Genomic DNA, 22175 nt, shown 5'->3' with positions numbered 1-22175 from the left:
GGTTGCGCGAGCCCGGTGCGGGCCTCGCCGATGCGATGCCCGTGCCGATGCGCGGCGGCATGGTGCGTCATGCGCCGACGCCATCGCGACGCGCACCGAACGCAGCCACCTGCCTACGCCGATGGTATGACGCAGCGGTGACGCGGCTTCGCGCATCGCGGGCGGCGGCGATCGAGGACAGCGGATTCTATGCCGGCCGACCGCGCGGGCATGCGACGGCGACACGCATCGTCTGCGACATCAGTCTCATCCGACATCTGCCTCATCTCGAATTTCCCCGAATGTGAGGAAAAACCGATCGAGAGGCTAATGTGCCGCAGACACCGATCTCGCGCGAACTGCCGACGCGACCTACGTCGTCCACCATAGCCGACGGCGCAGGTTTCCGCTGCAACGATGAGCGATGCCGCGATGCGACGAGGTGATCGACGAGGTGTCCGGCGGCGTGGACGGCGACCCTACGCCGGGGTATCCGCGAGTCTGCGAACCGATGCAGACGCCGCGGGGCGCTTGCGGATTCCGGTCGGTCTGGCGCCTGGCGCGTGCTGGATCAGCGTTCAGGCGCTGCGGGGACGCGACGCGTCGCCCGCCACCGGCCGCCGACGCACGCTCAACCGCGCGCGTCGGCGAGTCGTTTGATTTCGTCGTGGTGTTCGACGAGGTCGTGGCGCTCGGCCACGAAAATGCCCATCTGGCCGACCTTGAACTCGACCCAGGCCAGCGGCAGTTGCGGCAGCAGCTCGACCAGGGCGCGTTCGGCTTCGCCGACTTCGCAGATCAGCAGACCGTGCTCGCTGAGGTGATCGGGCGCATCGCGCAGGATCTTCAACGCCAGGTCCAGGCCGTCGTCGCCGGCGCGCAGGCCGAGCTCGGGCTCGTAGGAATATTCCTTCGGCAGCGCGTCGGTCTCGTCGTTGGTGACGTAGGGCGGATTGGTCACGATCAGATCGAAGACCTCGCCCTGCAGTCCCTTGAACAGGTCCGACTTGCGCAACTCGACGTTGTCGGCGTGCAGGCGCGCCTTGTTCTCGCTGGCCAGCGACAGCGCGTCGTCGTTGATGTCGGCGCCGACCACCTGCCAATCGGGGTGGTAATGCCCGGTAGCGATGGCGATGCAGCCCGAACCGGTGCACAGGTCCAGGGCGCGCTCGACCTCGCGGCCGCCGAGCCAGGGCTCGAAGCCCGACTCGATCAGTTCGGCGATCGGCGAACGCGGCACCAGGGCGCGACGGTCGCTCTTGAAGCTCAACCCGGCGAACCAGGCCTCGCCGGTCAGGTAGGCGGCCGGGATGCGCTCATTGACGCGGCGCTCGAACAGTTCCAGCACCTTGGCCTTTTCTTCGCTGGTCACACGGCCGGCGCCGTACACCGGGCTCAGGTCGTGCGGCAGGTGCAGCGTGTGCAGGACCAACTGGGTGGCCTCGTCCAGCGCGTTGTCGTAGCTGTGGCCGAAGGTCAGCCCGGCCGCGCCGAAGCGGCTGGCGCCGTAGCGGATCAGGTCGACGAGGGTCAGCTGTTCGAAGGAGGCGGAAGCGGGCACGGCGGGTCCAGGGCAAAACAAGGCGCGCAGTATAGCGGGTGATGTAGTTCGGGACTCGGGACTCGGGACTCGGGACTCGGGACTCGGGACTCGGGAGTCGGGAGTCGGGGTTCGGGGTTCGGGGTTCGGGGTTCGGGACTCGGGACTCGGGGTTCGGCAACTGATCCCCTTCGGGATAAATGGAAGGGAAAGTAAGAGATAAATCGGACTAAGCCGGATGAAACTGGAAGAGAACGGAGGGCAAATTGCAACGGCTTTACAGGATGTGATAAGGCGCCCCGGGGCTACTCGCCGCCTTCCGAACCCTTCGGGGGCACCCGCTGCCCGCCTCGCTTCGCCCACCAGTACCCGATAGCAAACCCGAGCCCGAAGATGGCCAAAGCGCCTAGGGCGTCTGCGCGAAGGGCATCATCCGCCCGTCGAGACAAGGGCACGACGATGAAGCTACAGGCCACCGCGAGCGCCGCAAGTTGCCCCAACAACTTCAACCAATACCGCATTGTCCATTCCCTCACCCCGCCGATAGGGGCCGTGGTTAGTTCTTCTTATTGCTGGCGTAAAGCGTGCATCGGGGGACGGACACCGATCCGCCCCGGAATCCATCATTTAGCCGACGAACGAAGTCACCGGAGATACGGTGATCCGTTCCCCGTCTAGGGGTGCGAAACGCCTTTGACCGCTTTGAATACCCGCCCGCGCTCTGTTCGTAACCACCGGACTCGTACCAAGTTCGCTCCTCGACATAAGTTGAGAATGGAGCGAATTGAACTGGGCGAATGGTTTCCCCCCCGGCCCAGTAGAAGACACGGCCGAAGTATGCGGCGTGGCACCAGCGCTCCCAGGCCTTGGGCCGGTACTTCAAGCTTCCAAGTTCAGGGTTCCAAAGTCCCAGCCAAAGTACCGCGATGCCGAGCCGATGGTAGTTCAGAGTTCGCGCGGTGATATCGGCGACGCTGAGATTGCTCTTCTGAATTTCGATCGCGACCGGGACGCCCGAGATGCGCGCATAGACATCCGCCACCGAAACACCGAAGTCCTTTTCGAGCTCCAAATCCGCGACGCCGGCTTGCACCAGCAGGGCATCGTAAATAGCTTGCTTCGCGGCAAGATGCTGCTGTGACTCACCCCGGCCCCGGTAGCAAGTGACCGGAGGTTTGTGTCTAAAGTGATGGATGCGAATGAGCCCCTTACTGACGATCACGTCCTTGCGGCACGTGGGGCAGATAAACGGGCCGTCGGCTTTCGATACGTTCCGAGCTTCGACCTTCGTTTGGCCGGGCTGACAAATCGCGGTGAGCACCTTCTGACCTCCATGTGATCGGGCTTTCCCGACCAAAATAACATGGGCTCAGGCGCATCAAGCGGAGCGCCTTCGGTACACCACTAGGCGGTCAGAGAAGGCCGGCATCGGTCCCGTCGAACAGGTCCGGCTGCGTCCGATCCCGTCGGCGCATGCGCTTGATGACGACGTACACCCATTGAATCGACAGCCCGTATTCGCGGGCTAGTTCCGGGGCGTTGCGCCCGTTGAACCGCTGGTAGATTTCCGCATGGATCGGCAACACGCGCAGGGAAACGCCCTGGGGAATGTATAGGCTCTGGCCGCCCCATAGATCGGCCAGCCGCTGGCCCAGCTCATGGCCGATCAGTCGCGCCGCCTCAGGCGTGCAGACATCGTGCTCCAGCAGCAAGCCTTGTGCCTGCCCGGCCACTTCGGAAAAGAAGTCCAGTGAATTGGGGCCGCGCTCACCCTTGGCCATTGGGGTCTCCGCCGGTTCGGCGCAACCACGCCTTCAGTTCCTCGATCACCCGGCTGGCCTGTTGGGTGCTCAGCCAGTCCAGGGCATCCACCCCGGTCATCCGCTTAACGAACGCAGCTAGGGCGGCCTCGGAGGCATTCCGGACAGCGCTGACCGCATTGAGCTGCAACCACAGGGACCGGATTTTGCGCGATTGTGGATCATCGGCAGGGCGACGGGTGGCTTGAGACCGCCCGCCAGTGCTGACGAATCCGATCGTCCGAAAGTGTTTCAGGGTGCGCTGGAGGGCCGCATCGCTCATGGCCGCGCAGGACGCGGCGCCCCCGCCGGCGACCAGCGCCATGCGATAGGTGTCGTCATCCATGTCCAGCGCGCGCTTGGCCACATGGATCAGCTTGATCAGGTGGGCGCGGTTGGGCGGGGCTTTTCGGGTCATGGGCTGCTCATCAGTACCGGACCACCACGCCCGGCAGACACCAGGGGCCGAAGCCCCCAGCGTTTCGCAATCAGGCGACAGCGTCCTTCAAGCCCTTGGCGGCCGAGAACACCGGCACCGTCTTCGCGGCGATCGCCACGCTTTCGCCGGTCTGCGGGTTGCGGCCCTGGCGGGCGCCCCGCTGCTTGACGGCGAACTTACCGACGCCCGGCAGCGACACCTCGCCGCCGCGGTTGAGGGTGTCGTGGAGCACGACCACCAATCCGTCGAGCAGGCGGCCGCAATCGGTCTTGGTGAGGTCGGTCTGGTCGGACAGAGCGTTGATCAGGTCTTGCTTGGTCATCATGGGTTCCTAGGAAGATGGTGCTGGGATTCGTATGGCCGACGGCGCAGCACCCCGCTGCCGGTTGGGTTCAAAAGCCGTATTTCTTTCGGGCCTCATCGCGAAGCCGCTTGGCCTCGTCTTCGGTGATCTGCTCGAAACGGAGCCGGTGGGTGATGTCGTAAATAACGTTCTGAAACGCTTCCCTGCGCTCGGTGTCATCCGAGCCGTCGTGATTGCGCGGCGTGCTTGATTCCAAATGCCGGCCTTCGCGTGTGCGTTGTTCGCGTGTGCGCTCTTGCTCCGCATCGGCCCGATCGGCCAGCGCGAATACCACCTCCAGCAGATAGCCATGACCCTTCAGCGGCAGCCGGAGATTGGCGCGCCCCTCGCTCATCTGCTCGATCGCCTGCGACCAGATCGCCAGTGGCGCCGGCCGCGATACGCCGTTTCGACGTACTTCACCGCTGGTCACCCACTCGGTGAACTCGTTCGCGAGATTCAGCGCTTTGTGCTGCGACAGCGCACGCTGCGCGGGCTTGTGCAACCGCAGGTAGGAAAACAAAGCGCGCACCAAGTCCGGATTGAGGACGCCGAGTGCGGCCGCCAATCGCTTACCGTCCGCCTCCGCAAGACCCGCTTCCACCGGAAATTCCGTGAAGCAGCAGGGGCACGTCATCTGCACCATCAGCGCGGTCCCGTTTCGCTCGCCTGCATCTGGCGGTAACCATCGAGCCACGCACCGCGCAGACTGCGGTGCAAGCGATTGCCGGCACCGAACGGGGCGCGTTCGGGCCGTCCCTCGCAGCGGGCAACGGCACCGCTGCGAAACGCCTGTCGGTGGCCCCGGGTCGAATAGCCGATGCGGAACGTCCGGTCGGCTACACGCAACAGGTAGTGCGCGGTGTCCACCGTCATTCCGGCACCCCCGGGAAGGCCACGGTCCCGCTGTGGATGGAATGGACACGTACCGCGCATCGGAGCTGCAAATAGCGCCGCGCCGTGTGGATCATCTCGGGGTCACAACCCGGCGCCAGATACTCGGTGTCGTACCAGACCACCCCAGCCGAATCGACGGAGTAGCTACAGTTCAGCTCGATATCGCTTCGCGCGGCAGCATCCGCGATGGCAACCGCCAAGCGATTGAGTTCAGCCAATATGGCGGCATCGGGGGCTGCTACCGCACGAGCCCCGTTCTGCGTCTCGACAGCCGCGTGGGTCGAAGGGCCGGGCGATGCCGGCCGGTTATCCGTAGGGGTAATGGCGTGGCGCAATTTCAACGCGCGCCCCTCAGCACCTGGAGCGCATCGCAAACGGCGGTCACGTCCCTGTCAATCTCCACGGGCGACTCCTCGGGCCAACGTTCCGCCAACGCCGCGCGGATGGCGCTGCGCTGCGCATCGCTGATCGGGGGCGCCAAACGATCCGCCGCCTCGCGCAGGAGCCGGGCGGCCGTGTCCAGGTTAGATGCCTCCCGGGCCATCCGGCCGGCGGCCATGCGCGCCGGTCCGATCCGCTTTGCTCGCGCCGCGAGTGCGTTGGCTTGCAGCGTGACCTTGGTCGCGTAGACGCCAAGCAACTTCACGAAAGAGCGGCGGGCATCGGCCTGGGCGTTACGACCCGCGCGATGACGATCAGCCCGGGGAACCGATGCCGCCGGCGGGCTTACCTCATTACTGACCGCCATGCTGGCCGCCCTCCTTCGCGTTTCCTTGGGGTTGAGTGCGCCGATACACTTCCTCGCGGTGAACAGACACATTCTTCGGCGCAGTGGTGCCGATCCGGACTTGATTCCCGCACACGGACAGCACCGTCAGGGTGATGTCATCGCCGATGATCAGGGTTTCGCCAACACGTCGCGTCAGAACTAGCATTCGGAACTCTCCTCGGTCAGGCCGGCGTCGCCGCGCAGCGCTTTGATGTATTTGTCCAGGTCGGTGTCGGTCGCGCGGATGACGACGTCGTCGGTGGCGCTGACGATCTCGACGCCGATCTTCTTGAGCGTCACCGCCTCCAACTGCTGCAGGGCGTCCTTGACCGGTTTCTCCGTCACTCGGATCAGGGCATCCGCTTGGTCGTGCAGGTGTTTACGGATCAGCGCTACCGTGCGGGTTTCGTCCTTGATCGCGAGGCCGCCTTTGCCCTTCTGAAATCCGACCTTGACGCCGTGGAACACGCGCGTTCTCGGCTTCGCGAACAACTCCGACGCGCGCAGAAGCAACGCATGCAGCTCGTCCTCGGCGGTGTTGAAATCGCGCAGCGCGGCGCGCACACGGTCCAGGTGCTCGGTCTTGATCGCTTCGAACGCGATGTTCATGGTGTTGATGGCGGCGCCGAGGTCATCGCGCATTGCCGCGTAGCGGCGTGCGGTTTCCTCGATTTGCGTCATGTTGGTCATGCGGGGCGGGTTCCTTCCGAAGGGAGACGACGGTGTGCACGCGCCAAGTCAAAGGCGGCGGCGGTGAGGTGCTTCAACACGGTGGCCGGGAAACCGGCATCGAACGCGTCGGTGACCAGCGCCTCGACGTCATCGATGACGGCGTCGAAACGCGCAGCCAAACCGAGCGGGTCGGCGATAACCGCCGTGGCTGCCGCCAGCGGTACGGGCGGCGGCGGGGGCAGAAGGCGATCGACAGCGGCTGTCTGCTCGGGTCTGGATTCAGCGGCGGGCATCGCGCGGACGACCTCAATTGGCGCCGCCGGCGCCGTGCGCCAATACGCCCACCGGCCGGTGGCGTCCGCTTCGCGCTCGGCCTCGCCGCTGCCGAACAACTGCAGCAGCGCGGCACTGACCCGTGTCGCCGACGCCTTCACCTGGACCCGTTCACGCACCCTGGCGGCCGTCAGGCGCTCGCCCGAGGCGAGAACGCGACGGACTTCTCCCGCCAGCGTTGCCGCCTTGAGTGCCGGGGCGCGCACAACCTCGATTGGCGGTGCGGTGATCGGTTCGCAAGAGGCCGAACCAGCGGCATCCGGCGCCGCGACGCAATAGTTCACCTTGCCACTATCCAGCCGAGACACGACGGCGCCGCTGTCCCACAACTTGGTCAGGCAACTGGAGACCTCGGCGCGGGCCGCGCCGGGATAGTCCAGTACATCCATGATCTCGGCCAAGGTGGCCGACGAAGTGCCAAATCCGGCCAGCGCGTGGAGGACCGCGTCGGACAGCGCAGACTTAGTCATGAGCCGGCACCTCCAGGCAGGTTGCCGCTTGCGGCAGTTGAACAACGCGTCGTTCGCTCGACACTTCCAGGACCAAATAGGTTTTGCGCTCGGCAGTCGCCCGCGCTTCGGCGTACTGCATTGCCCCGAGCTCGGCGACAAACACTTCGGCGTCGTTGAGCAGTTCGGCGCGCACAACCACGAAATCAGGCTTAGACATACAGCCCTCCTTTTCGGCCGAAACGCGGTTCGACCCACTGGACCCGGCAACCGGCCAGTTCGAAGCCGCGTTTCACACCGAAAATCCGGTAGCGGCGATAGGTGAAGCCGAACGCAGCGGACGGCGTGCGCTGCGGGCGCGCGTGCAAAATGATCAGCGGTCGCTCGGCGGTGATTTCGATGCGCGACACATCGGCGTTCGCGTCGTTGAGCGCGAACAATGCGCCGATGACGTCGCGGGTCTTCTCGTAGACCCGGTGGGTGTTGGGATTCATGCGGTCTTCCGGGTAGTGAGCGGCGGGCCGCCCGGTGATGGGGGCGCCGAAGGCGCGGCGATTGGGATACGGGCTCATACTTCGCGGACCACGTCGGCGGTGACACGCGGTGCGCCCAACTCGGCGGCGAGGTTCATGCTGGCGGCCAACAGGTTGTTGATGGCGAGTGGGTACAGCAGCGAGGTGCTGTCTTGCCCGTGACCACTGCGGCGCCCGTTCGAAACAGTCAGCCGATCGCGCAGCGCGCCCAGGCCAGACTCGTCAACGACATCCGCGAGCGGCTTACCGAGGCGGTCGAACTTGAACTTGAGGTAGTCCTCCATGCGCGCGCCTAGCGGCGCGAGTTCGATCAATTCGCAGCGCTGCACGACCTCGCGCACCTGCGGGTTGCGTTCGTCCAGCTTCAGCCGCAGTTCGTTCTGGCCGATCAGGATGACGCCGAGCAGTCGCTTGAATCCGTCCTCCAGTTCGAAGAACCGCTTCAAGTGCTTGATGGTCAAGATCGGCAGGCTGTGCGCTTCTTCGATGATCAGCACATGCGACTTGCCTGCGCGACCGGAATCACGCAGCACGCGATGAATCTGGTCGAAGCGCGCCTCGGGACTGGACTTCGGTCCTTCCAACGGCGCGGCCGCCCGCAGCACGGCTTCGGCGATATGCGTGGACTTCAAGGTTTTTCCCTTGATGTCGTTGTCTTCCATGCCCAGCACATACGGCTCGATGGCGACGATATCCAACTGCTCGCGGGCGATTCGATCGAGCAAGTCGCGGCGCAGCGTGCTTTTACCGGCGCCGCTTTCGCCGTAGATCGCGACGAAGCCGCCGTGCTTTGCCGTCTGGAACATCGCCTCGCGAACGTAGCGGATGTCCGGGCTCGCGAACACGTCGTCGTGCGAGTTGATGTCGCCATTGAATGGGTCGCGAAAGAGACCGAAATACCGCTTGGCGGCAGGGTTGAGCGATTGGTGACGAATCAACATCGGGGGTTCCTCCTCGGTGGGGGCGTCCGTGGCTACGCTGGGTTGCGTTACGACGGCGGTCTTGAAGGCGGTACGCAGGTCGGCATCCGTCGCGCCGTTGCTCCGCAGGAAATGGTTGGCGCGATCCACTAGCACCTCGCGCTCGGTGCGCTTGGGCCAGATTTCGTGATTGACGATCTGAGCGAGGGTGCCGCCGGATAGCTTCATTGCGTCGGCCAGCTTCTGCTGGGACAGACCCAGGCGTTCAACAAGCGCTTTGACGTTCAGCACGACTCACCCCCTGCTTTGACCACGCGCAACGGCGCAACGATCCGGGTCGGTTTGGAAAGTTCGGACGCGATCTGTGCGATTGCATCCACGGGTACACCATCGGGATAGCGCTGTTGCAGCCAGCCGAAGTGCTCTCGCGTCCAGGCGTCGCCCAGCGCGGCTTTAAGCTGTTTAGCAGCGTCGACGTGATTGAGCGGCACCAGTTCGCGGTGCCGACTGTCGAGCCCGAGATCGCGACCACGGCGGGGCAAGTAGTCCGGCAGCGGCGCCTGTTCCACGTCGGCCATGACGTTGAACTGGCCTTCGAACGCGGGCGTGCGTGCCTTGCGTGCCGCATCCACCTCCCGTTCGGTATCGACGCCGTAGGCGTCTCGGTTGATGAGGGTCCGGCTGTGATCGGAATCCGATTCGGGCATGGCGCGGAATCGTTCTCCGATCACTGGCGCCGACAGCGGGAAATGGTGATCGTCCTGGGCCATCGGTTCGACGGTGTAGAGGCTTTCCTGGCCCTTGCCGTCGGTGACCACGACGTCGATCGCCGGCGCCCGATAGGGGTTCACCACCACCTGCACCTTCTGTTTCGGCATGACGCCCGGAATGAAGCGCAAGTCGTAGCGGTTGCGGCCGAACCGTTTGAGGGACTGGGCGACCGTCAGATCGCCGCGCACGGTCGCCTCCACCGGATGGGTCGTAACCAGATCGCGGCACAGCTCCGGTGCGGGCGCCAGACGCAGCTGATCCTCGCGGATGGTCATCCACACCGCATTGCGCGTGCGCCCGTGGCGGGAATGCACCGCCGAGCCGCAGAAGTATTTGCGCCAGCCGGTGGCTTGCGTGTTCAACTGCTCCAGCGAATCCACGCGCTGGAAGGCTAAGCGACCTTCGAACGATCGCTCGATGATGTCCTGGTGCTTTTCGACCTGCCCGTTGGCGCGAGGATTGCCCGGCAAGTGCGCGATATCCATCACCTTCAAGCGCTTGAGCAGATTGCGAAAGAGGCCGCTGGTATTGGCCGCGCCCATGTCCATCATGAGAATCAGCGGGACGCCGTGGAACGGATCGTCAGTGCCGCGATATTGAATCGCGTTGAGAAACACCTGGATCAGGTTCTCGGCGGTCTCGGCGCCGAGGACGTACTCCAAGTAGAAGTTGCCGCTGGTGTGGTCCGTGATGACGTAGCGGATGACGCGGTCGCGTTCGACACGGGCAAGATTCTTCGGCTTGTTCTTGTAGAACTCCTTTTCTTCCATGATCTGCATGCCGCCGCGCGGCAAATAGAAGATCACGCACACCGAGGCGTCGATCTGCCAAACGTGGTTCGGGTGGAGACTGCGCTGAACGGTGTGCGCGCTCGGCACCGCGAGTTGTTTGGGATGGCAGTCATACACGCGCATGGCGCGAGCCAACGTCGTGGGCGAAACGTCGACCGGCGTAACCTCACCCGTGCTCGTATCGACGGCGCCGTAGCCATTGGCCTGCAGGATCGATAACGAATCCTTGATGGTCAGCGTCTGTTTTCCATTGGCGCGCTGCGCCATGCGCACCATGCCGGCGGCCTTGCGCGCCACATCCTCCGGCACGCTGGTGGTGCCTCGATCCGAACGCGGCTTGCGCTCGGACGCACAACCAACGCGTTTCAGCTTTCGATACACGTCGTTCACGCTGCACCCCAAGAAGTTGGCGGCGGTCTCGACCACCGTGCGCTTCGATCCATGACGGGCCTCGCTCAAGCGCTCGGCCAGTCCCCGCAGATAGTCCAGTTCGGCGAGGTTCGCGCTCATGGTTTTAGACCCCCGTGTCCGCACGGTTCGCGGACACCGCGTCCCGCATCCACGACGGGGTCACCATCTCGGCGAAATCGACCGGAATCGTATGCGCGAGAGCAACTTCGTTGATCCGCTGGAACAGCCACTGCACGGTCGTGGTCACGGCGGTGCTGGACGAGTCAGAGGGCGCGCCTTCCAAGCAATCGGCCACGTCCTGCGCAAACGGCGCAATCTCGCCGTACAGCTTCATCGCGCTGTTCTGGAGTTTGGCGAGCAGGGCCGCTTCGGCGTCCTGGCGCTCGGCTTCGCGGCGATTCGGGGCTTGCTTTGCAGTCTCGGCCTCGGCGAGCTTGCGATCCAGCTGATTGATTCGCTCGTCCTTCTTGGCGAGCAGGCGGCCGTGCGTCTCGCGGTCCTCGGCCCGTTCCTGCTTGGCCTTGCGAAGCGCTTCGCGCAGTTCCCGCGACGACATGCGGTCGATCTCGTCCTGGCGCAGGCCCGCCACCGTGCCACCGTCTGCCAGGGCGTCGAGCTCCTCGTCATCGAGGACCATCAGTTCGTACAGCTTCGTCTTCCCCAAAACGGACAGCGCTGACCGTTTTGCGGCTCCGGCGACATCCGCGCCCAGGTACTTCACGGCGGCCTGCATCATTCGGCGCGCGACGCGCGCCTCGATTCCGAGACTGCCTTCCACGATGCCAACGAATTCGCCGTGCGGTTCGTTCTCCTTGATCTGGATTAGCCGCTTTCCGACCTCCAGCATGGCCTCGCAGCTTTGCGCGATATAGAACCGGGTTTCGTTGACGATCCGACCGCGCTCGTAAGGCATGCCATCGCCGAACTGTTCGGCGATCTGCCCGGTGATGACGGCCATTTGATTCTGTTGCTGCGTGGTGTCCGCCGAGACGACGGGAGTTTCGATAGCGTTTGCTGGCTGGTTTTTTGCGCGGGCCATACGGGGTTCCTTCAACGATGAACGCCGGCAGCGAGGCGCTGCTGGAGTTCGGAGACGCGGGCTTGGATGCGATCGACCGCCGCGGCATGGGCGAATGCGATCTGGAGGGTTTGAACGGAATGCGCGAAGCGGCCGTTTTCCAGCTTGATGGCGAGGCCTTCCTCGATCAGCGTGGCCAGGGCGCGGGTAACGTTGGCGGGGCTATCACTCAGGCCCCGGGCAAGATCGCCGTTACTGACGCCTTCGATGGAATAGCCTTTGAGCGCCTTGAACACGCGTAGAACACGCTGGCCGGCGCTGGAAATTGCAGAAGTGCTGTTCTGTGTCTTCGGCACGGTTGCGAACTCCTAATGAGGGGTGGTCAGATGGCGGCTTCGGACTTGGGTTTCAGGCCCAGGGCGACAGCGATCTGGTGCGCCTTGCCGTAGTTGGCTGGCGACCGACCGTTGATGACGCGGCTGACTTGGTCCGGCTTGAAGCCGTTCTCGCGGGCCCAGTCGGTAAAGGTCCGGCCCTCACGGCGGAACTTTGCCTTGAGTTGCGAAGGGGTCATTTCGTTACCTCATATGTTCAATTAATCCCGATATGGTAATTTAATTACCATAAAGGGAAGTGTCAAGGGGTCTTATGGAAGATTTTTTGAGCCAGCTGCTGCGGTTAAAGCAGCAGTTGTCCGTCCGATCCGATAAAGAGGTCGCCGAGGCGCTCGGTCTCTCCGCACGGGCATTCCACGGGCGGAAGGAGCGCGGCTCCTTCCCGAAGGAGGAGCTTCTGGCGCTGAAACAGCGCGCACCGCAGTTAGACGTGGACTACGTGCTCTATGGAACGACGGCGGTTGAACGGGCAGGTAACACCGAGCGACTGCTGGACTTCGTCAAGCTCGCGACAGATACCGTCGTCAGCCTTGATCTGCCAATAGACGACCAACGTGCGCTGCAACTGCTCCTGTTCGGTATCGCCACGAAGAACGCAGTCATGGTTCGCGACGAATTGCAGCGACTACGCTCGGAAGGGAGCAGCGCCGTCCCGCAGGTCTTTCAACAGGAAGTAGGCCAAGCGGTCGGAAGAGAGTTATCCAACAAGGAACGAGGAAGCAAAAAGTGATGCAGATTTTCAATGCGCTTGCGGCCCACGCCGTGGGACACCACATAGACAAGGCCGACGTCTATTACCGCTCATTTGACGAACTGCACGGCCGGCAGATCGGACGCTTGCGTGGGAGGAACGGCGTATGAGGTCGGCGTTCTTCGGAGTGGCAGTGGCATGCGTCACCGCTTGCGGCAGCCCTTCACCCGGGAATGGTTCTGTGAAAGGCATGGAAGAGAGCCCTCAGCCGGTCGAAGCGCCCGCGCCCCACGATGAGGTCAGGGCCGTAAGTAATGACATCGTGTCTGTAACGGTCAACGCTGATGGGCCGGAAGCGGTCTGGGCGGTAGGAATCAAGCCGTCAGTGAGTTTCAGCGGTTCGGCGCTCATGTTCGATGGCGCGGATACAGCCTTTAAGGCCGCGCGCGATCTGCAAAAACGAAAGGTCTTCATCGCGTCAGAGCAGGTTGTCTTCAACGTGATCGTTCCGCTGGCGGATCAATACGGAAACGCTTCTGAGGGTCCCGCTGTTGCCCTAAGGTATGACGCTGCAGAGATTCGACGCATGAATTTCGATGGTGGCGCATTCACCGCCTGGGACTTCATGAATTTGGCATCGTCAATTGACTATCCGGAAAAGCGAGCAGGTACAACTATTGTTCGTGAGTTCTGCGCAGACGGCGACAATGCCACCGAAGCGGCTGCGTTCTGTGCACGAGCGATCACCGAGTCGTAGTCTCTAAAGCGCTTTAGCGGAAACCGCCCCCGGTTCCCTGCATCGTTGCAGGGAACTTGAAACCAGGGGCGGTCATGCCGCGCAAGATCGATCACATCGTAATTCACTGTTCGGCCACGCCGAACGGACATCCGCTGTTCCGGGGACTGCCCGGCCAACCCGGATACATGGCGGCCGTCGATGTCATCGACGAGATGCACCGAACTCGAAAGCCGCCGTTCAAGCGCAACCTGGATTGGCGGCGCCGGCAGAACTCGCGCCTCGGTGCGATCGGCTACCACTATCTCGTCTATACGACTGGCGCCGTCGCCACGGGTCGCCACCTCGATGAGGTCGGCGCGCATGCTGTCGGCCACAACGCGAATTCCGTGGGCATTTGCCTGATCGGGACGGACCGGTACAGCCCGGAACAATGGGTGGCGCTGGTCGAACTGGTCGTGACTCTACGCCGCAAGTACCCGGCTGCTCGCGTCTGTGGTCACCGCGATCTGTCGCCCGACAAGAACGGCGACGGCCGCATCACATCGATCGACTGGCTGAAGACGTGCCCGGGTTTCGATGTGTCGCGGTGGCTGTCTCAAGGCATGACACCGGACGCGCTCAACATCCTGAACGGAGGCCGCGAAGGATGACGGCCGGAACAACCGCCACGGCGCCCAACAAGAAGCCGTGGCATCGCAGCTGGACGTTGTGGGTGAATCTGTTGGCAGCAGTGCTGGTGGCTTTGGAATCCGGTTTGGATGTACTGCGCCAGATCGTGCCCGGTGATTTCTATCTCTACGTTGCGCTGGTGCTGCCGCTGGTGAACGCCGCGCTGCGGGTCGTGACGTCCCAAGGGTTGCACCTTCCGCAAACGGTCGACGCCTGGGTGTCGCGTCTGTCCGGCCGATCGGAGGATGCACCGTGATCGGGGCCGCCTCCACCGCTTATCGCGCGCTGCCGGCCAGCGTGCGCATGCGTATCCGCCGCGCCCTGGTCGCTCTCGCCGTCGTGTTGCTGTCCGCTCTGCTGCTCGGCGCCGGCTATCTGATCGCCTTCCGCGACGGTCAAGCCGCCGGTCGTCGCGAGAGACAGCCTGAAATCGACGGTCTTCGCACCGAACAAGCGACCCGCGCCACCGCCCAGGCGCGGGCGCTGGTTGAGGCACAGGCGGCCGCACTGCGCGCCTACGCCGCTCAGGTGCAACGCGGGCACGCGTTGACCACGCAACTCCAGAACCAGAAAGACCTCGCTGCACGCGAGCGCTCGCAACTACTCCAGAGGATCGACCGTGTCACCCGTGACTATCTCCCGATACCGGGCGGCACGCCTGTGCCTGCTCCCGTTGCTGTGTTCACTGCTGGCTTCGTGCGCGACTACAACCTTGCCCTCGGCATTCCCGCCGCCCCGGCCTTCGCTGCCGCCGGCCTTGACCCAGCGGCCATCACCGCCGCCGGCGCTGACGCCGAACTATTGGCGACGGGTCTCGCACCCGCCGACATCCTCGCCCACATCGCCGACTACGGCGAACGATGCCGCGCCCTCGAAGCCCAGGTCACCGCACTGATCGACGTTCAGACCCCGGAGGCCTCGCCGTGACCGTGGCCGACGTTCTCATTGTTCTTGTCTCGGGTCTGTTGATTGCCGCCGTGTTGGCCGCCTGGGCGATCACCGCGTCCCGCCCGCTGCCGCGCCCCATCCGCCGTCGTGCCCCAGCCGATTCGACCCACCAAGAAGGTGGTTATCGCTGGGAACCTGGATCGCTCGCCGGGTTTGATCGGCATGCCGCTGTTCCATCGGACGGCCGCTCGAACTTCCCGGTAGATGTCTGGCCCCCATCGATGCAGCTGCCGGGCGTGAGCGTGCCCGACAACAGCACACCCGCGCCGTGTTGCCCTTCGTACAACGAGTGTTCCACTGCCGATTCGCCGACCTATTCGGGGTGCGAATCGTGAAGGTCGAATTCGACATCGGGCATTTGATCAGCCTGCTGGTTTTCATCATCGGCTCCTTCGGCGCGATCGCCATGATCGCGCTCAAGCAGGCCGAGCGATGGTTGGCCACGCGCCTGGGCGCCATCGACGAAAAGATGGGCGACCGCTTCGACACGCTGTCCGACCGCATGGATGGATTCGAGCAGCAAACCAACCGCGACCGCGAGGAATGGCGCCAGATCGAACGCACCTTCCTGGAGTTCAAAGCGGATTTGCCGATGCGCTACACGCAGCGCGAGGACTTCATACGCGGACAAGTCGTGATCGAACACAAGCTCGATGCAGTGATGCAGCGGGTGGAACAGCTACAGATACAGGGGGCAAGGAATGGCAATTGATCACGCGAAGGTTCGGCGCGAGGGTTTGCGCTGGCTGATTCTCTCGGTGTTGGACCGAGGGCGACCGGTGGGCGCGCCGGAGGAAATGATTTTCGATATCGCCCGCGACATGTACTCGGATACGAGCCAGATGGAAGTCCGGCGCGAACTGGACTACCTGGAAGATCGCGGGTTGGTTGAGATCGAGCGCAAGCCGATCGGACGCTGGCATGCCGCGCTGACTCACCAAGGCGTGGACTGCGTCGAGTACGCGTCCGAATGCGGCCCGGGCATTGCGCGTCCGCCCAAGTATTGGGTGAGCTAAGCCGTGCCGCCGCGTAAGAAAGTGCTGGCTTGGCCCAAGGAGGTCAAGGAATGGCTGGACTCGGCGCTGATCGGTAACAACTTCAGCCGCTATCAGGAACTGTGCGACGAGTTGACCGCGCGCGGCTACCAGATCAGTAAATCCGCTTTGGCCGAGTACGGCAGCGACTTCCAGCACAAGTTGGAAGCGGTAAAGCTGGCGACGGATCAGGCTAAGGCGTTTATCGAGGCCAGCCCCGACGACGAGGGTGCGCTGGATGCCGGCTTGGTTCGGATGCTCCAGACCGAACTGTTCACGATCCTGCGGGAAATGAAGGGCGTGGACCGAAAGAACGTCAATCTCGCCTCCATCACCAAGGCCGTGGCGCAGTTGGTGCGGGCGTCGATGGAACAGAAGAAGCACGCCCGGCAGGCGCGCGAGCAGGCGTTGCGTGATGCCGCCGACGCGGTAGGCAATGCCGCCCGCGCCCAAGGGATGGATGAGGCTCAGGTCGAGTTCTGGCGCGCCAAGGTGCTGGGCGTCGGCTGATGACGACGGTCGCGCCGCTCAAAAGCACTTTACGGGTGGTCGAGTGGGAAGAACTTCCCGCGAGTGCCCGCGAAGTCCCGTTCAACCTCAACCCGCTGGCCGACGGTGTGCTGATGGCGCACCAGCGCGAATGGCTGGCATTGCGCGCGGGTTTGAAGGTCAGCGCGAAAGGACGGCGCACCGGCATCACCTTCGCCGAAGCGCTGGACGACACGCTCCTGGCAGCGTCGCGGAAGTCCGCCGGCGGCCAGAACGTGTTCTATATCGGCGATACCAAAGAAAAGGGCCTGGAGTTCATCGGCTACTGCGCAAAGTTCGCCCGCGTTATCGCGCAGGCGCAGGGCCAGGGCGTATCGCAGATCGAGGAATTCTTGTTCGAGGATCAGGACGAGAACGGCCGGACCCGCCATATCACCGCCCATCGCATCCGTTTTTCGTCCGGGTTTCAGATCTCGTCGCTGTCGTCGCGGCCGGCGAACCTGCGCGGCTTGCAGGGCAAGGTCGTGATCGACGAAGCCGCGTTCCACCCGGATGTAGAGGGCGTGCTCGACGCAGCGTCGGCGTTGTCGATCTGGGGGGGCGAGATCGTGGTGATCTCATCGCACAACGGAAAGAACAATCCGTTCAACCAGCTGGTCAAGGACATCGAAGCCGGTCTCTACGGCGACGACGCGGCGGTGTACACGGTAGGCTTCGACCAAGCGGTGGCCAACGGCTTGTACGAGCGCGTTTGTCTCATGACCGGCAAGCCGGCCACGACCGAAGGTAAGGAGTCCTGGTACAAGGACATTCGGGCCAAGTACGGCCCGCGCAAGGCTGCGATGCGGGAGGAACTGGACGTCATTCCCCGCGACGGTGGCGGCGTATGCATTCCCGGCGTCTGGATCGACGATGCGATGCTGGAAGACCGCCCGGTGTTGCGCCTGGTGCTGGACGACAGCTTCGTGGAGCGGTCCGAATCCTGGCGCCGAGCGTGGTGCGATGAATGGATTAGGTTGCATGTGCATCCGGTGCTGGCCGCGCTGAACCACGATCACCGGCATGGACTCGGCCAGGACTTCGCCCGCCACCGGGACTTCAGTGTTATCTGCCCGATCGAAGTGCTGCCGGACCGCCGTCGCCGCGTGCCGTTCGTGGTGGAGATGCACAACGTGCCGACCCGACAACAGGAGCAAATCCTGTGGGCGGTGCTGGAACGGCTGCCGCGCTGGATAGGCGCCGCGATGGACGCCGGCGGCAACGGCGAAACCTTGGCCGAGTACACCGCTGACCGCTACGGGCGCGGCCGGGTTCATCAGATCAAACTGAGCCGGACGTGGTACGGACAGTTCATGCCGCGCCTAATTGGGGCATTCGAGGACGGTGTGCTTGATCTTCCACGCGACGACAACCACGCCGCCGATCTGCGGGACTTGGTGGCGGTCGACGGCGTGCCGATGGTGCCGACCTTGCGGCGGGATGACTTGAAAGACCCGGACATTCAGCGCCACGGCGACTTCGTCATTGCGTTGGCGCTAGCGTGGTACGTCACGCTCGAATTGAACAAAGGACCGGTGAAGGTGCGCTCGCGTCGGCGACGCCAGTCGGTCCAGCTAATGAAGGGATACGCATGACCACGAAAGGGCTGTTCGTGTCGCCCCGCGACTTTGTCAGCTTCGCCGATCTGAAGCGCCCCGAGGCCGGCGAACTAGCGCTGCGCAGTCGCGGCGCCGCTGCAATTGGTGGCGGGATGTACCTGCCAAATCCCGACCCGGTGCTGAAGAAGCTGGGCCGCGACGTGACGGTGTACCGCGACCTGTTGGCGGATGCCGCTATCGGTGGATGCGTGCGCCGCCGTAAGTCGGCGGTGCGATCGCTGGAGCGCGGCATCGAGCGGGCGGGCACTCAGGCCCGGGTAGCCAAGGTCATCGATCAGATGCTGGAACGGTTGAAGTTGACCAAGCTCATCCCGGAGATTCTGGACGCGACCCTATACGGCTATCAGCCGCTGGAAGTCGTGTGGGCGACCGAGGGCGGATTGTGGCTGCCCGCGCGTGTTGTCGGTAAGCCGCCCGAGTGGTTCGCCTTCGGCCGCGACAACGAGCTTCGTTTGCGCACGCCGCGCGAGCCCACCGCCGGCGAGACGGTGCCGGCCCGCAAGTTCCTGGTGGCGACGCAGGAAGCCAGCTACGCGAATCCCTACGGCTTCCCCGACTTGTCGCGCGTGTTCTGGCCGGCCGTGTTCAAGAAGGGCGGTTTGAAATTTTGGGTGGCGTTTACCGAGAAATACGGGTCGCCCTTCCTGGTCGGCAAGCAACCGCGCGGGACGAACGACGAGGAAACCGACGCGTTCCTGGATCGGTTGGCCGACATGGTCCAGGACGCGATCGCCGTCATTCCCGACGACAGTTCTGTGGAGATTCTGGACGCGGGCGGCAAAGGCGCCAGCGCCGGCGTCTATCGGGAACTGCTGGAGTTCTGCCGGGCCGAGATCGCGATCGCTTTGCTGGGACAGAACCAATCCACCGAGAAGGACAGCACGCGCGCGTCAGCCACGGCGGGCTTGGAAGTCACCGAGGATATCCGCGACGGCGACGCCGAGATCGTGTGCGAGGTCGTCAACGAATTGATCGACTGGGTTGTCGATGTCAATTTCGGCGACGCGCAGCGTCCGCGCTTCAATCTGTGGCAGCAGGAAGACGTCGATGTACGTTTGGCTGAGCGTGATGAGAAGCTGACCAAAGCGGGGGCGAAGCTGACCAAGGTCTATTTCCAGCGCCGGTACAAGCTGGCCGACGACGAAGTCGAGGTTGGCGGCAGCCCCGTCCTTCCACCGAGCCCCGGGCTGGAGTTCGCCGAGGGTACGGAATTCGCAGACCAGGACGCGCTGGATGCCGCACTCGACAAAGCTAACGAATCCGCAGCCTTTACGGAGGCCGTTGAACCGATGCTTCGCCCGCTATTCGACGCGGTGCGCGATGGGCTGACCGCCGTCGAGGTGCAAGCGCGCTTGGTTCGCTGGTTTCCGCTGATGGATGCAGGCGCGTTGCAGGAACGCGTGGCGCGCATCATCTTCGTCGCCAACGTGTGGGGCCGAATCTCGGCTGACACCGACGCCAGCGGAGCGTGATCGATGGCCGATGCCACCACGCTGGCCGCTTGCATGGCGTTGCCTCCGAAAGAGGCCATCGCGATGCTGCGGAAGAAAGGGTTCAAGATCAGCTTTGATTGGGAAGAGGTTTGGCAGGATGCCCATGCGCAGGCGTTCACGGTGGCCAAGGTGGGGCGATTGGACATCCTGCAAGACATCCGCGATGCGGTGACCGAAGCCGTCGAGTCCGGGCAAAGCTTCCGCTGGTTTGAAAAAGAATTGGCTCCGGTCCTTCAGCGCAAGGGCTGGTGGGGGCGCAAGACCGTTACCGCCCCCAACGGCGAGGAGCGCAGCGTGCAACTCGGCAGCCCATGGCGGCTGTGGACGATCTACCGCACTAACTTACAAACCGCCTATCAGGCCGGGCGCTATCAGCAGCAGTTGGCCAATGCCGATGATCGGCCCTACGGCCGCTATGTCGCGGTCATGGATGCGCAGACGCGACCGGAACATCGCAGCTTGCACGGTACGGTGGCCCCGATCGACGGCGACTTCTTCCGCAGTTACTACCCGCCCAACGACTTCGGCTGCCGCTGCCGGGTGCAGGCGATGACCCGTGTCGAAGCCGAAGCCGCCGGTGTGACCGACACGCAAGGCCGGCTCGGCACCGCAAAGAAACTGGTTTCGCGACGCACCGGTGAGTTGCGCGAGGTCGCCACATTCCGCACCCGTGATCCGTTAACGGGACGGGATACGGTGATATCGCCGGGCGTGGGTTGGAGCTACAACCCCGGCGCTACCGGCGCATGGTCAGCAAGCGCGGCACGCTATACCGGCGACCTTGGGGCATTGGCCGAGCGCGAGCTCGCGCCGTGACGGATAAATGGCTAGACGCCCGCATCGACGACGGGCGAGTGATCCAGGCCCTGGATCGATTGGAACGTGCGGGTTTGGATCGCACCCCAGCCATGCGCAAGATCGCCGGCACCCTGGCGGCTGAAACCGAAAAGAACTTCGAAGCGCAAGGGCGGCCGGACTGGACGCCCTTGGCCGAGGTGACGCTGCAGCGGCGCGCGGATCGGATTAACAGCGGCTTGGATGGCAAGCGAAAGCGCCGGAAGCCGATTGAGGCCGCCGCCGGCAACTTCACCCTGCTGCAGGACAGCGGCCAGCTTGCCGCCTCGGTTACCACCGACTTCGACGCCCACACGGCGGTCATCGGCAGCAACAAGGTCTATGCGGCCATCCAGCAACTCGGCGGCAAGGCTGGGCGTGGCCGCAAGGTCGAACTGCCGGCCCGTCCGTATCTACCGCTCCAAGCCGATGGCACGTTACAGCCCGAGACCGAGCGTGCCGTGCTCGACACGTTGCTTCGGCACCTGACGACCGCGATCGAATAGGACGCGCGCTAAGCGGCGTCCACGCGCACATCGCGGCAACGCCACCACGACGGGGTGGCGATGCGCTCAAAAACGCTTTGCAAAGCTTTTCATGAGCATTCCGAACGCAGCAGTGCCACGGCACAGGCCGAGGACCGCACAAGTTCTCGATGGTGTGGGTTACAGCGAACGCTCAAGCCTTCGATTTGCCAAGGAGCAACTCCAGCGCTCTGAGCGACTTGCCGTATTTCACACGGCGTTCGGCCGGCTCCAGACGAACGACAAGCTCCACGCCAACGATGCCCGCGAAACCACCGAGAAAATCGCGTTCGCTGCCTTTCGCCCGCGCCTCGGTCAAGCCGATCTTCAACATATCCAAGGCATCTGAGGCGGCTTGCCCGCGCTCACTAAGCGGTTTGCCTCGCTCGTCTGCCGCCTCGATCGCGTCCAGTTTGGCCAGCCCGACGATCATCTTGTACCAGTCGGGGCACGTCGCGATCCGGAAAGCAATCCGAGCGAGATCGTCGAAGCCACCGATTGCTCGAGCGGCTTCATTGAGATCGACCACGCTCTGCAACGTTTCTTGCTCCCCAAGCACTGATAGCGCGGCGTCGGCCGCATTACGTTCGGCGCGACTGACATCGGCATTGTTCGCGATGACACGCAAGCACTCTCGGCCCGTATTGCTCCATGTGTTGAGCGCCTGCTCGAATTTTTCGGCGCTGTAATCGCTGGCGTCCGCTTCTTCAGACGCGGCACCATCGTGGAGCTTCACAGAAGCATCGCTGATTCCCGCCGCTGATAGCGCCGCAGCTAGACGGCGCTTCTCGGAGGAGGTTTCCAGCCGGTCAAAAATGGCCTCCAGCAAGTCCGCGCGCTCAGGCGTTTGGAAGATGGCGGCCGCCTGCAATTCGTCAGTCATAGCGACAGCGTCGATGCCGCCAACTCGGTGGTTCCTGAGTATCAGCCGCTCGGCCTCGAACTCGATGGGATCGACGTTCCCCTGGTCGTCCGTGGCCGCAAGTAGCGCCGCGACATCGCGGGTGTCGACTCGATCTGCGGATTTGCTCATGGGT

General features: G+C 63.7%; 33 protein-coding genes and 1 other RNA gene. 13 read left to right on the top strand and 21 right to left on the bottom strand.

Features of this window, described 5'->3' with window-relative positions; genetic code table 11:
* Positions 1–610: 610 nt before the first annotated feature.
* The 20 genes from prmB to ACTOWK_RS07725 all read right to left on the bottom strand — a co-directional run bounded on the left by prmB (position 611) and on the right by ACTOWK_RS07725 (position 12238).
* Positions 611–1540 (bottom strand): 50S ribosomal protein L3 N(5)-glutamine methyltransferase, encoded by a 930-nt coding sequence (gene prmB / locus ACTOWK_RS07820; protein ID WP_441329624.1) that lies wholly within the window; start codon positions 1538–1540, stop codon positions 611–613.
* Positions 1541–2075: 535 nt separating this feature from the next.
* A complete protein-coding gene (locus ACTOWK_RS07815) occupies positions 2076–2840 on the bottom strand; it encodes a competence protein CoiA (protein ID WP_441329623.1) in 765 nt (254 codons plus the stop codon).
* Positions 2841–2931: 91 nt separating this feature from the next.
* Positions 2932–3300: a Mor transcription activator family protein gene (locus ACTOWK_RS07810; RefSeq protein ID WP_441329622.1), complete on the bottom strand. Its 369-nt coding sequence runs from the start codon at positions 3298–3300 to the stop codon at positions 2932–2934.
* On the bottom strand, positions 3287–3736 hold the full coding sequence (locus tag ACTOWK_RS07805) for a gp16 family protein (RefSeq protein WP_441329621.1): 450 nt from the start codon (positions 3734–3736) through the stop codon (positions 3287–3289). Before ACTOWK_RS07805 ends, ACTOWK_RS07810 begins: the two co-directional genes overlap by 14 nt.
* Positions 3734–3806, bottom strand: an RNA gene (locus ACTOWK_RS07800) — hammerhead ribozyme type II. The genes ACTOWK_RS07805 and ACTOWK_RS07800 overlap by 3 nt, the downstream gene beginning before the upstream one ends.
* The gene (locus ACTOWK_RS07795; protein WP_441329620.1) at positions 3807–4079 is read right to left on the bottom strand and encodes an HU family DNA-binding protein; all 273 of its coding nucleotides are present in this window, start codon (positions 4077–4079) and stop codon (positions 3807–3809) included.
* 70 nt (positions 4080–4149) lie between these two features.
* Positions 4150–4746 carry a hypothetical protein gene (locus ACTOWK_RS07790; protein WP_441329619.1) on the bottom strand — a complete coding sequence of 199 codons (597 nt, stop codon included), beginning with the start codon at positions 4744–4746 and terminating at the stop codon, positions 4150–4152.
* Positions 4746–4976 (bottom strand): hypothetical protein, encoded by a 231-nt coding sequence (locus ACTOWK_RS07785; protein WP_441329618.1) that lies wholly within the window; start codon positions 4974–4976, stop codon positions 4746–4748. The genes ACTOWK_RS07790 and ACTOWK_RS07785 overlap by 1 nt, the downstream gene beginning before the upstream one ends.
* Positions 4973–5338, bottom strand: coding sequence for a hypothetical protein (locus ACTOWK_RS07780; RefSeq protein ID WP_441329617.1), 366 nt, complete (start codon positions 5336–5338; stop codon positions 4973–4975). The genes ACTOWK_RS07785 and ACTOWK_RS07780 overlap by 4 nt, the downstream gene beginning before the upstream one ends.
* On the bottom strand, positions 5335–5745 hold the full coding sequence (locus tag ACTOWK_RS07775) for a hypothetical protein (RefSeq protein WP_441329616.1): 411 nt from the start codon (positions 5743–5745) through the stop codon (positions 5335–5337). The genes ACTOWK_RS07780 and ACTOWK_RS07775 overlap by 4 nt, the downstream gene beginning before the upstream one ends.
* A complete protein-coding gene (csrA, locus tag ACTOWK_RS07770) occupies positions 5732–5932 on the bottom strand; it encodes a carbon storage regulator CsrA (protein ID WP_441329615.1) in 201 nt (66 codons plus the stop codon). The genes ACTOWK_RS07775 and csrA overlap by 14 nt, the downstream gene beginning before the upstream one ends.
* Positions 5926–6456, bottom strand: coding sequence for a host-nuclease inhibitor Gam family protein (locus ACTOWK_RS07765; protein WP_441329614.1), 531 nt, complete (start codon positions 6454–6456; stop codon positions 5926–5928). The genes csrA and ACTOWK_RS07765 overlap by 7 nt, the downstream gene beginning before the upstream one ends.
* Positions 6453–7241 (bottom strand): hypothetical protein, encoded by a 789-nt coding sequence (locus ACTOWK_RS07760; protein WP_441329613.1) that lies wholly within the window; start codon positions 7239–7241, stop codon positions 6453–6455. Before ACTOWK_RS07760 ends, ACTOWK_RS07765 begins: the two co-directional genes overlap by 4 nt.
* Entirely contained in the window at positions 7234–7440 is a 207-nt protein-coding gene (locus tag ACTOWK_RS07755) for a hypothetical protein (RefSeq protein ID WP_441329612.1), read from the bottom strand. The genes ACTOWK_RS07760 and ACTOWK_RS07755 overlap by 8 nt, the downstream gene beginning before the upstream one ends.
* Positions 7433–7714, bottom strand: a complete 282-nt coding sequence (locus ACTOWK_RS07750) for a hypothetical protein (protein ID WP_441329611.1) — start codon at positions 7712–7714, stop codon at positions 7433–7435. The genes ACTOWK_RS07755 and ACTOWK_RS07750 overlap by 8 nt, the downstream gene beginning before the upstream one ends.
* Before the next feature lie 74 nt (positions 7715–7788).
* Positions 7789–8964 (bottom strand): ExeA family protein, encoded by a 1176-nt coding sequence (locus tag ACTOWK_RS07745; RefSeq protein ID WP_441329610.1) that lies wholly within the window; start codon positions 8962–8964, stop codon positions 7789–7791.
* A complete protein-coding gene (locus ACTOWK_RS07740) occupies positions 8958–10745 on the bottom strand; it encodes a hypothetical protein (RefSeq protein ID WP_441329609.1) in 1788 nt (595 codons plus the stop codon). The genes ACTOWK_RS07745 and ACTOWK_RS07740 overlap by 7 nt, the downstream gene beginning before the upstream one ends.
* 4 nt (positions 10746–10749) lie before the next feature.
* Positions 10750–11685: a DUF3102 domain-containing protein gene (locus tag ACTOWK_RS07735; protein WP_441329608.1), complete on the bottom strand. Its 936-nt coding sequence runs from the start codon at positions 11683–11685 to the stop codon at positions 10750–10752.
* A gap of 11 nt (positions 11686–11696) precedes the next feature.
* Positions 11697–12020 (bottom strand): hypothetical protein, encoded by a 324-nt coding sequence (locus ACTOWK_RS07730; RefSeq protein ID WP_441329607.1) that lies wholly within the window; start codon positions 12018–12020, stop codon positions 11697–11699.
* A gap of 26 nt (positions 12021–12046) precedes the next feature.
* Positions 12047–12238, bottom strand: a complete 192-nt coding sequence (locus tag ACTOWK_RS07725; RefSeq protein ID WP_441329606.1) for a DNA-binding protein — start codon at positions 12236–12238, stop codon at positions 12047–12049.
* An 86-nt stretch (positions 12239–12324) separates the two neighbouring features.
* Here ACTOWK_RS07725 and ACTOWK_RS07720 point away from each other — a divergent pair, with 86 nt between their 5' ends.
* From ACTOWK_RS07720 to ACTOWK_RS07660, 13 genes are all read left to right on the top strand, one after another.
* Positions 12325–12789: a hypothetical protein gene (locus ACTOWK_RS07720; RefSeq protein WP_441329605.1), complete on the top strand. Its 465-nt coding sequence runs from the start codon at positions 12325–12327 to the stop codon at positions 12787–12789.
* A 202-nt stretch (positions 12790–12991) separates the two neighbouring features.
* Entirely contained in the window at positions 12992–13507 is a 516-nt protein-coding gene (locus tag ACTOWK_RS07715) for a hypothetical protein (protein ID WP_441329604.1), read from the top strand.
* Positions 13508–13581: 74 nt separating this feature from the next.
* On the top strand, positions 13582–14139 hold the full coding sequence (locus ACTOWK_RS07710; RefSeq protein ID WP_441329603.1) for an N-acetylmuramoyl-L-alanine amidase: 558 nt from the start codon (positions 13582–13584) through the stop codon (positions 14137–14139).
* The gene (locus ACTOWK_RS07705; protein ID WP_441329602.1) at positions 14136–14414 is read left to right on the top strand and encodes a DUF7940 domain-containing protein; all 279 of its coding nucleotides are present in this window, start codon (positions 14136–14138) and stop codon (positions 14412–14414) included. The genes ACTOWK_RS07710 and ACTOWK_RS07705 overlap by 4 nt, the downstream gene beginning before the upstream one ends.
* On the top strand, positions 14411–15085 hold the full coding sequence (locus ACTOWK_RS07700; protein ID WP_441329601.1) for a hypothetical protein: 675 nt from the start codon (positions 14411–14413) through the stop codon (positions 15083–15085). The genes ACTOWK_RS07705 and ACTOWK_RS07700 overlap by 4 nt, the downstream gene beginning before the upstream one ends.
* Complete coding sequence (locus ACTOWK_RS07695; RefSeq protein ID WP_441329600.1) at positions 15082–15441, top strand: hypothetical protein; 360 nt, start codon at positions 15082–15084, stop codon at positions 15439–15441. Before ACTOWK_RS07700 ends, ACTOWK_RS07695 begins: the two co-directional genes overlap by 4 nt.
* Entirely contained in the window at positions 15438–15818 is a 381-nt protein-coding gene (locus tag ACTOWK_RS07690; RefSeq protein ID WP_441329599.1) for a hypothetical protein, read from the top strand. Before ACTOWK_RS07695 ends, ACTOWK_RS07690 begins: the two co-directional genes overlap by 4 nt.
* Positions 15808–16122, top strand: coding sequence for a hypothetical protein (locus ACTOWK_RS07685; RefSeq protein ID WP_441329598.1), 315 nt, complete (start codon positions 15808–15810; stop codon positions 16120–16122). Before ACTOWK_RS07690 ends, ACTOWK_RS07685 begins: the two co-directional genes overlap by 11 nt.
* 3 nt (positions 16123–16125) lie before the next feature.
* Positions 16126–16650: a DUF3486 family protein gene (locus tag ACTOWK_RS07680; RefSeq protein ID WP_441329597.1), complete on the top strand. Its 525-nt coding sequence runs from the start codon at positions 16126–16128 to the stop codon at positions 16648–16650.
* The gene (locus ACTOWK_RS07675) at positions 16650–18263 is read left to right on the top strand and encodes a hypothetical protein (protein ID WP_441329596.1); all 1614 of its coding nucleotides are present in this window, start codon (positions 16650–16652) and stop codon (positions 18261–18263) included. Before ACTOWK_RS07680 ends, ACTOWK_RS07675 begins: the two co-directional genes overlap by 1 nt.
* Positions 18260–19759: a DUF935 domain-containing protein gene (locus tag ACTOWK_RS07670; RefSeq protein WP_441329595.1), complete on the top strand. Its 1500-nt coding sequence runs from the start codon at positions 18260–18262 to the stop codon at positions 19757–19759. Before ACTOWK_RS07675 ends, ACTOWK_RS07670 begins: the two co-directional genes overlap by 4 nt.
* 3 nt (positions 19760–19762) lie before the next feature.
* The gene (locus tag ACTOWK_RS07665; protein ID WP_441329594.1) at positions 19763–20596 is read left to right on the top strand and encodes a phage head morphogenesis protein; all 834 of its coding nucleotides are present in this window, start codon (positions 19763–19765) and stop codon (positions 20594–20596) included.
* A complete protein-coding gene (locus tag ACTOWK_RS07660) occupies positions 20593–21120 on the top strand; it encodes a phage virion morphogenesis protein (RefSeq protein WP_441329593.1) in 528 nt (175 codons plus the stop codon). The genes ACTOWK_RS07665 and ACTOWK_RS07660 overlap by 4 nt, the downstream gene beginning before the upstream one ends.
* Positions 21121–21292: 172 nt before the next feature.
* On the opposite strand, the gene ACTOWK_RS07655 is transcribed toward ACTOWK_RS07660, so the two are convergent.
* The gene (locus tag ACTOWK_RS07655) at positions 21293–22171 is read right to left on the bottom strand and encodes a hypothetical protein (RefSeq protein ID WP_441329592.1); all 879 of its coding nucleotides are present in this window, start codon (positions 22169–22171) and stop codon (positions 21293–21295) included.
* Between the last annotated feature and the right edge of the window lie 4 nt (positions 22172–22175).

The organism is Lysobacter sp. CA196, from assembly GCF_052078695.1.
In the GTDB taxonomy this organism is placed as follows: domain Bacteria; phylum Pseudomonadota; class Gammaproteobacteria; order Xanthomonadales; family Xanthomonadaceae; genus Lysobacter.
The sequence above is the reverse complement of the archived record's forward strand: the minus strand, read 5'-3'. Positions and strand labels throughout refer to the sequence as shown.

Bases quoted from the DNA above. Each gene is read 5' to 3' on its own strand.
- ACTOWK_RS07665 (WP_441329594.1), top strand. From the start codon at position 19,763: ATGGCCGATGCCACCACGCTGGCCGCTTGCATGGCGTTGCCTCCGAAA.
- ACTOWK_RS07735 (WP_441329608.1), bottom strand. From the start codon at position 11,685: ATGGCCCGCGCAAAAAACCAGCCAGCAAACGCTATCGAAACTCCCGTC.
- ACTOWK_RS07675 (WP_441329596.1), top strand. From the start codon at position 16,650: ATGACGACGGTCGCGCCGCTCAAAAGCACTTTACGGGTGGTCGAGTGG.
- csrA (WP_441329615.1), bottom strand. From the start codon at position 5,932: ATGCTAGTTCTGACGCGACGTGTTGGCGAAACCCTGATCATCGGCGAT.
- ACTOWK_RS07775 (WP_441329616.1), bottom strand. From the start codon at position 5,745: ATGGCGGTCAGTAATGAGGTAAGCCCGCCGGCGGCATCGGTTCCCCGG.
- ACTOWK_RS07785 (WP_441329618.1), bottom strand. From the start codon at position 4,976: ATGACGGTGGACACCGCGCACTACCTGTTGCGTGTAGCCGACCGGACG.
- ACTOWK_RS07790 (WP_441329619.1), bottom strand. From the start codon at position 4,746: ATGGTGCAGATGACGTGCCCCTGCTGCTTCACGGAATTTCCGGTGGAA.
- ACTOWK_RS07725 (WP_441329606.1), bottom strand. From the start codon at position 12,238: ATGACCCCTTCGCAACTCAAGGCAAAGTTCCGCCGTGAGGGCCGGACC.
- ACTOWK_RS07765 (WP_441329614.1), bottom strand. From the start codon at position 6,456: ATGACCAACATGACGCAAATCGAGGAAACCGCACGCCGCTACGCGGCA.
- ACTOWK_RS07755 (WP_441329612.1), bottom strand. From the start codon at position 7,440: ATGTCTAAGCCTGATTTCGTGGTTGTGCGCGCCGAACTGCTCAACGAC.
- ACTOWK_RS07710 (WP_441329603.1), top strand. From the start codon at position 13,582: ATGCCGCGCAAGATCGATCACATCGTAATTCACTGTTCGGCCACGCCG.
- ACTOWK_RS07705 (WP_441329602.1), top strand. From the start codon at position 14,136: ATGACGGCCGGAACAACCGCCACGGCGCCCAACAAGAAGCCGTGGCAT.
- ACTOWK_RS07670 (WP_441329595.1), top strand. From the start codon at position 18,260: ATGACCACGAAAGGGCTGTTCGTGTCGCCCCGCGACTTTGTCAGCTTC.
- ACTOWK_RS07740 (WP_441329609.1), bottom strand. From the start codon at position 10,745: ATGAGCGCGAACCTCGCCGAACTGGACTATCTGCGGGGACTGGCCGAG.
- ACTOWK_RS07655 (WP_441329592.1), bottom strand. From the start codon at position 22,171: ATGAGCAAATCCGCAGATCGAGTCGACACCCGCGATGTCGCGGCGCTA.
- ACTOWK_RS07805 (WP_441329621.1), bottom strand. From the start codon at position 3,736: ATGACCCGAAAAGCCCCGCCCAACCGCGCCCACCTGATCAAGCTGATC.
- ACTOWK_RS07760 (WP_441329613.1), bottom strand. From the start codon at position 7,241: ATGACTAAGTCTGCGCTGTCCGACGCGGTCCTCCACGCGCTGGCCGGA.
- ACTOWK_RS07810 (WP_441329622.1), bottom strand. From the start codon at position 3,300: ATGGCCAAGGGTGAGCGCGGCCCCAATTCACTGGACTTCTTTTCCGAA.
- ACTOWK_RS07795 (WP_441329620.1), bottom strand. From the start codon at position 4,079: ATGACCAAGCAAGACCTGATCAACGCTCTGTCCGACCAGACCGACCTC.
- ACTOWK_RS07750 (WP_441329611.1), bottom strand. From the start codon at position 7,714: ATGAATCCCAACACCCACCGGGTCTACGAGAAGACCCGCGACGTCATC.
- ACTOWK_RS07685 (WP_441329598.1), top strand. From the start codon at position 15,808: ATGGCAATTGATCACGCGAAGGTTCGGCGCGAGGGTTTGCGCTGGCTG.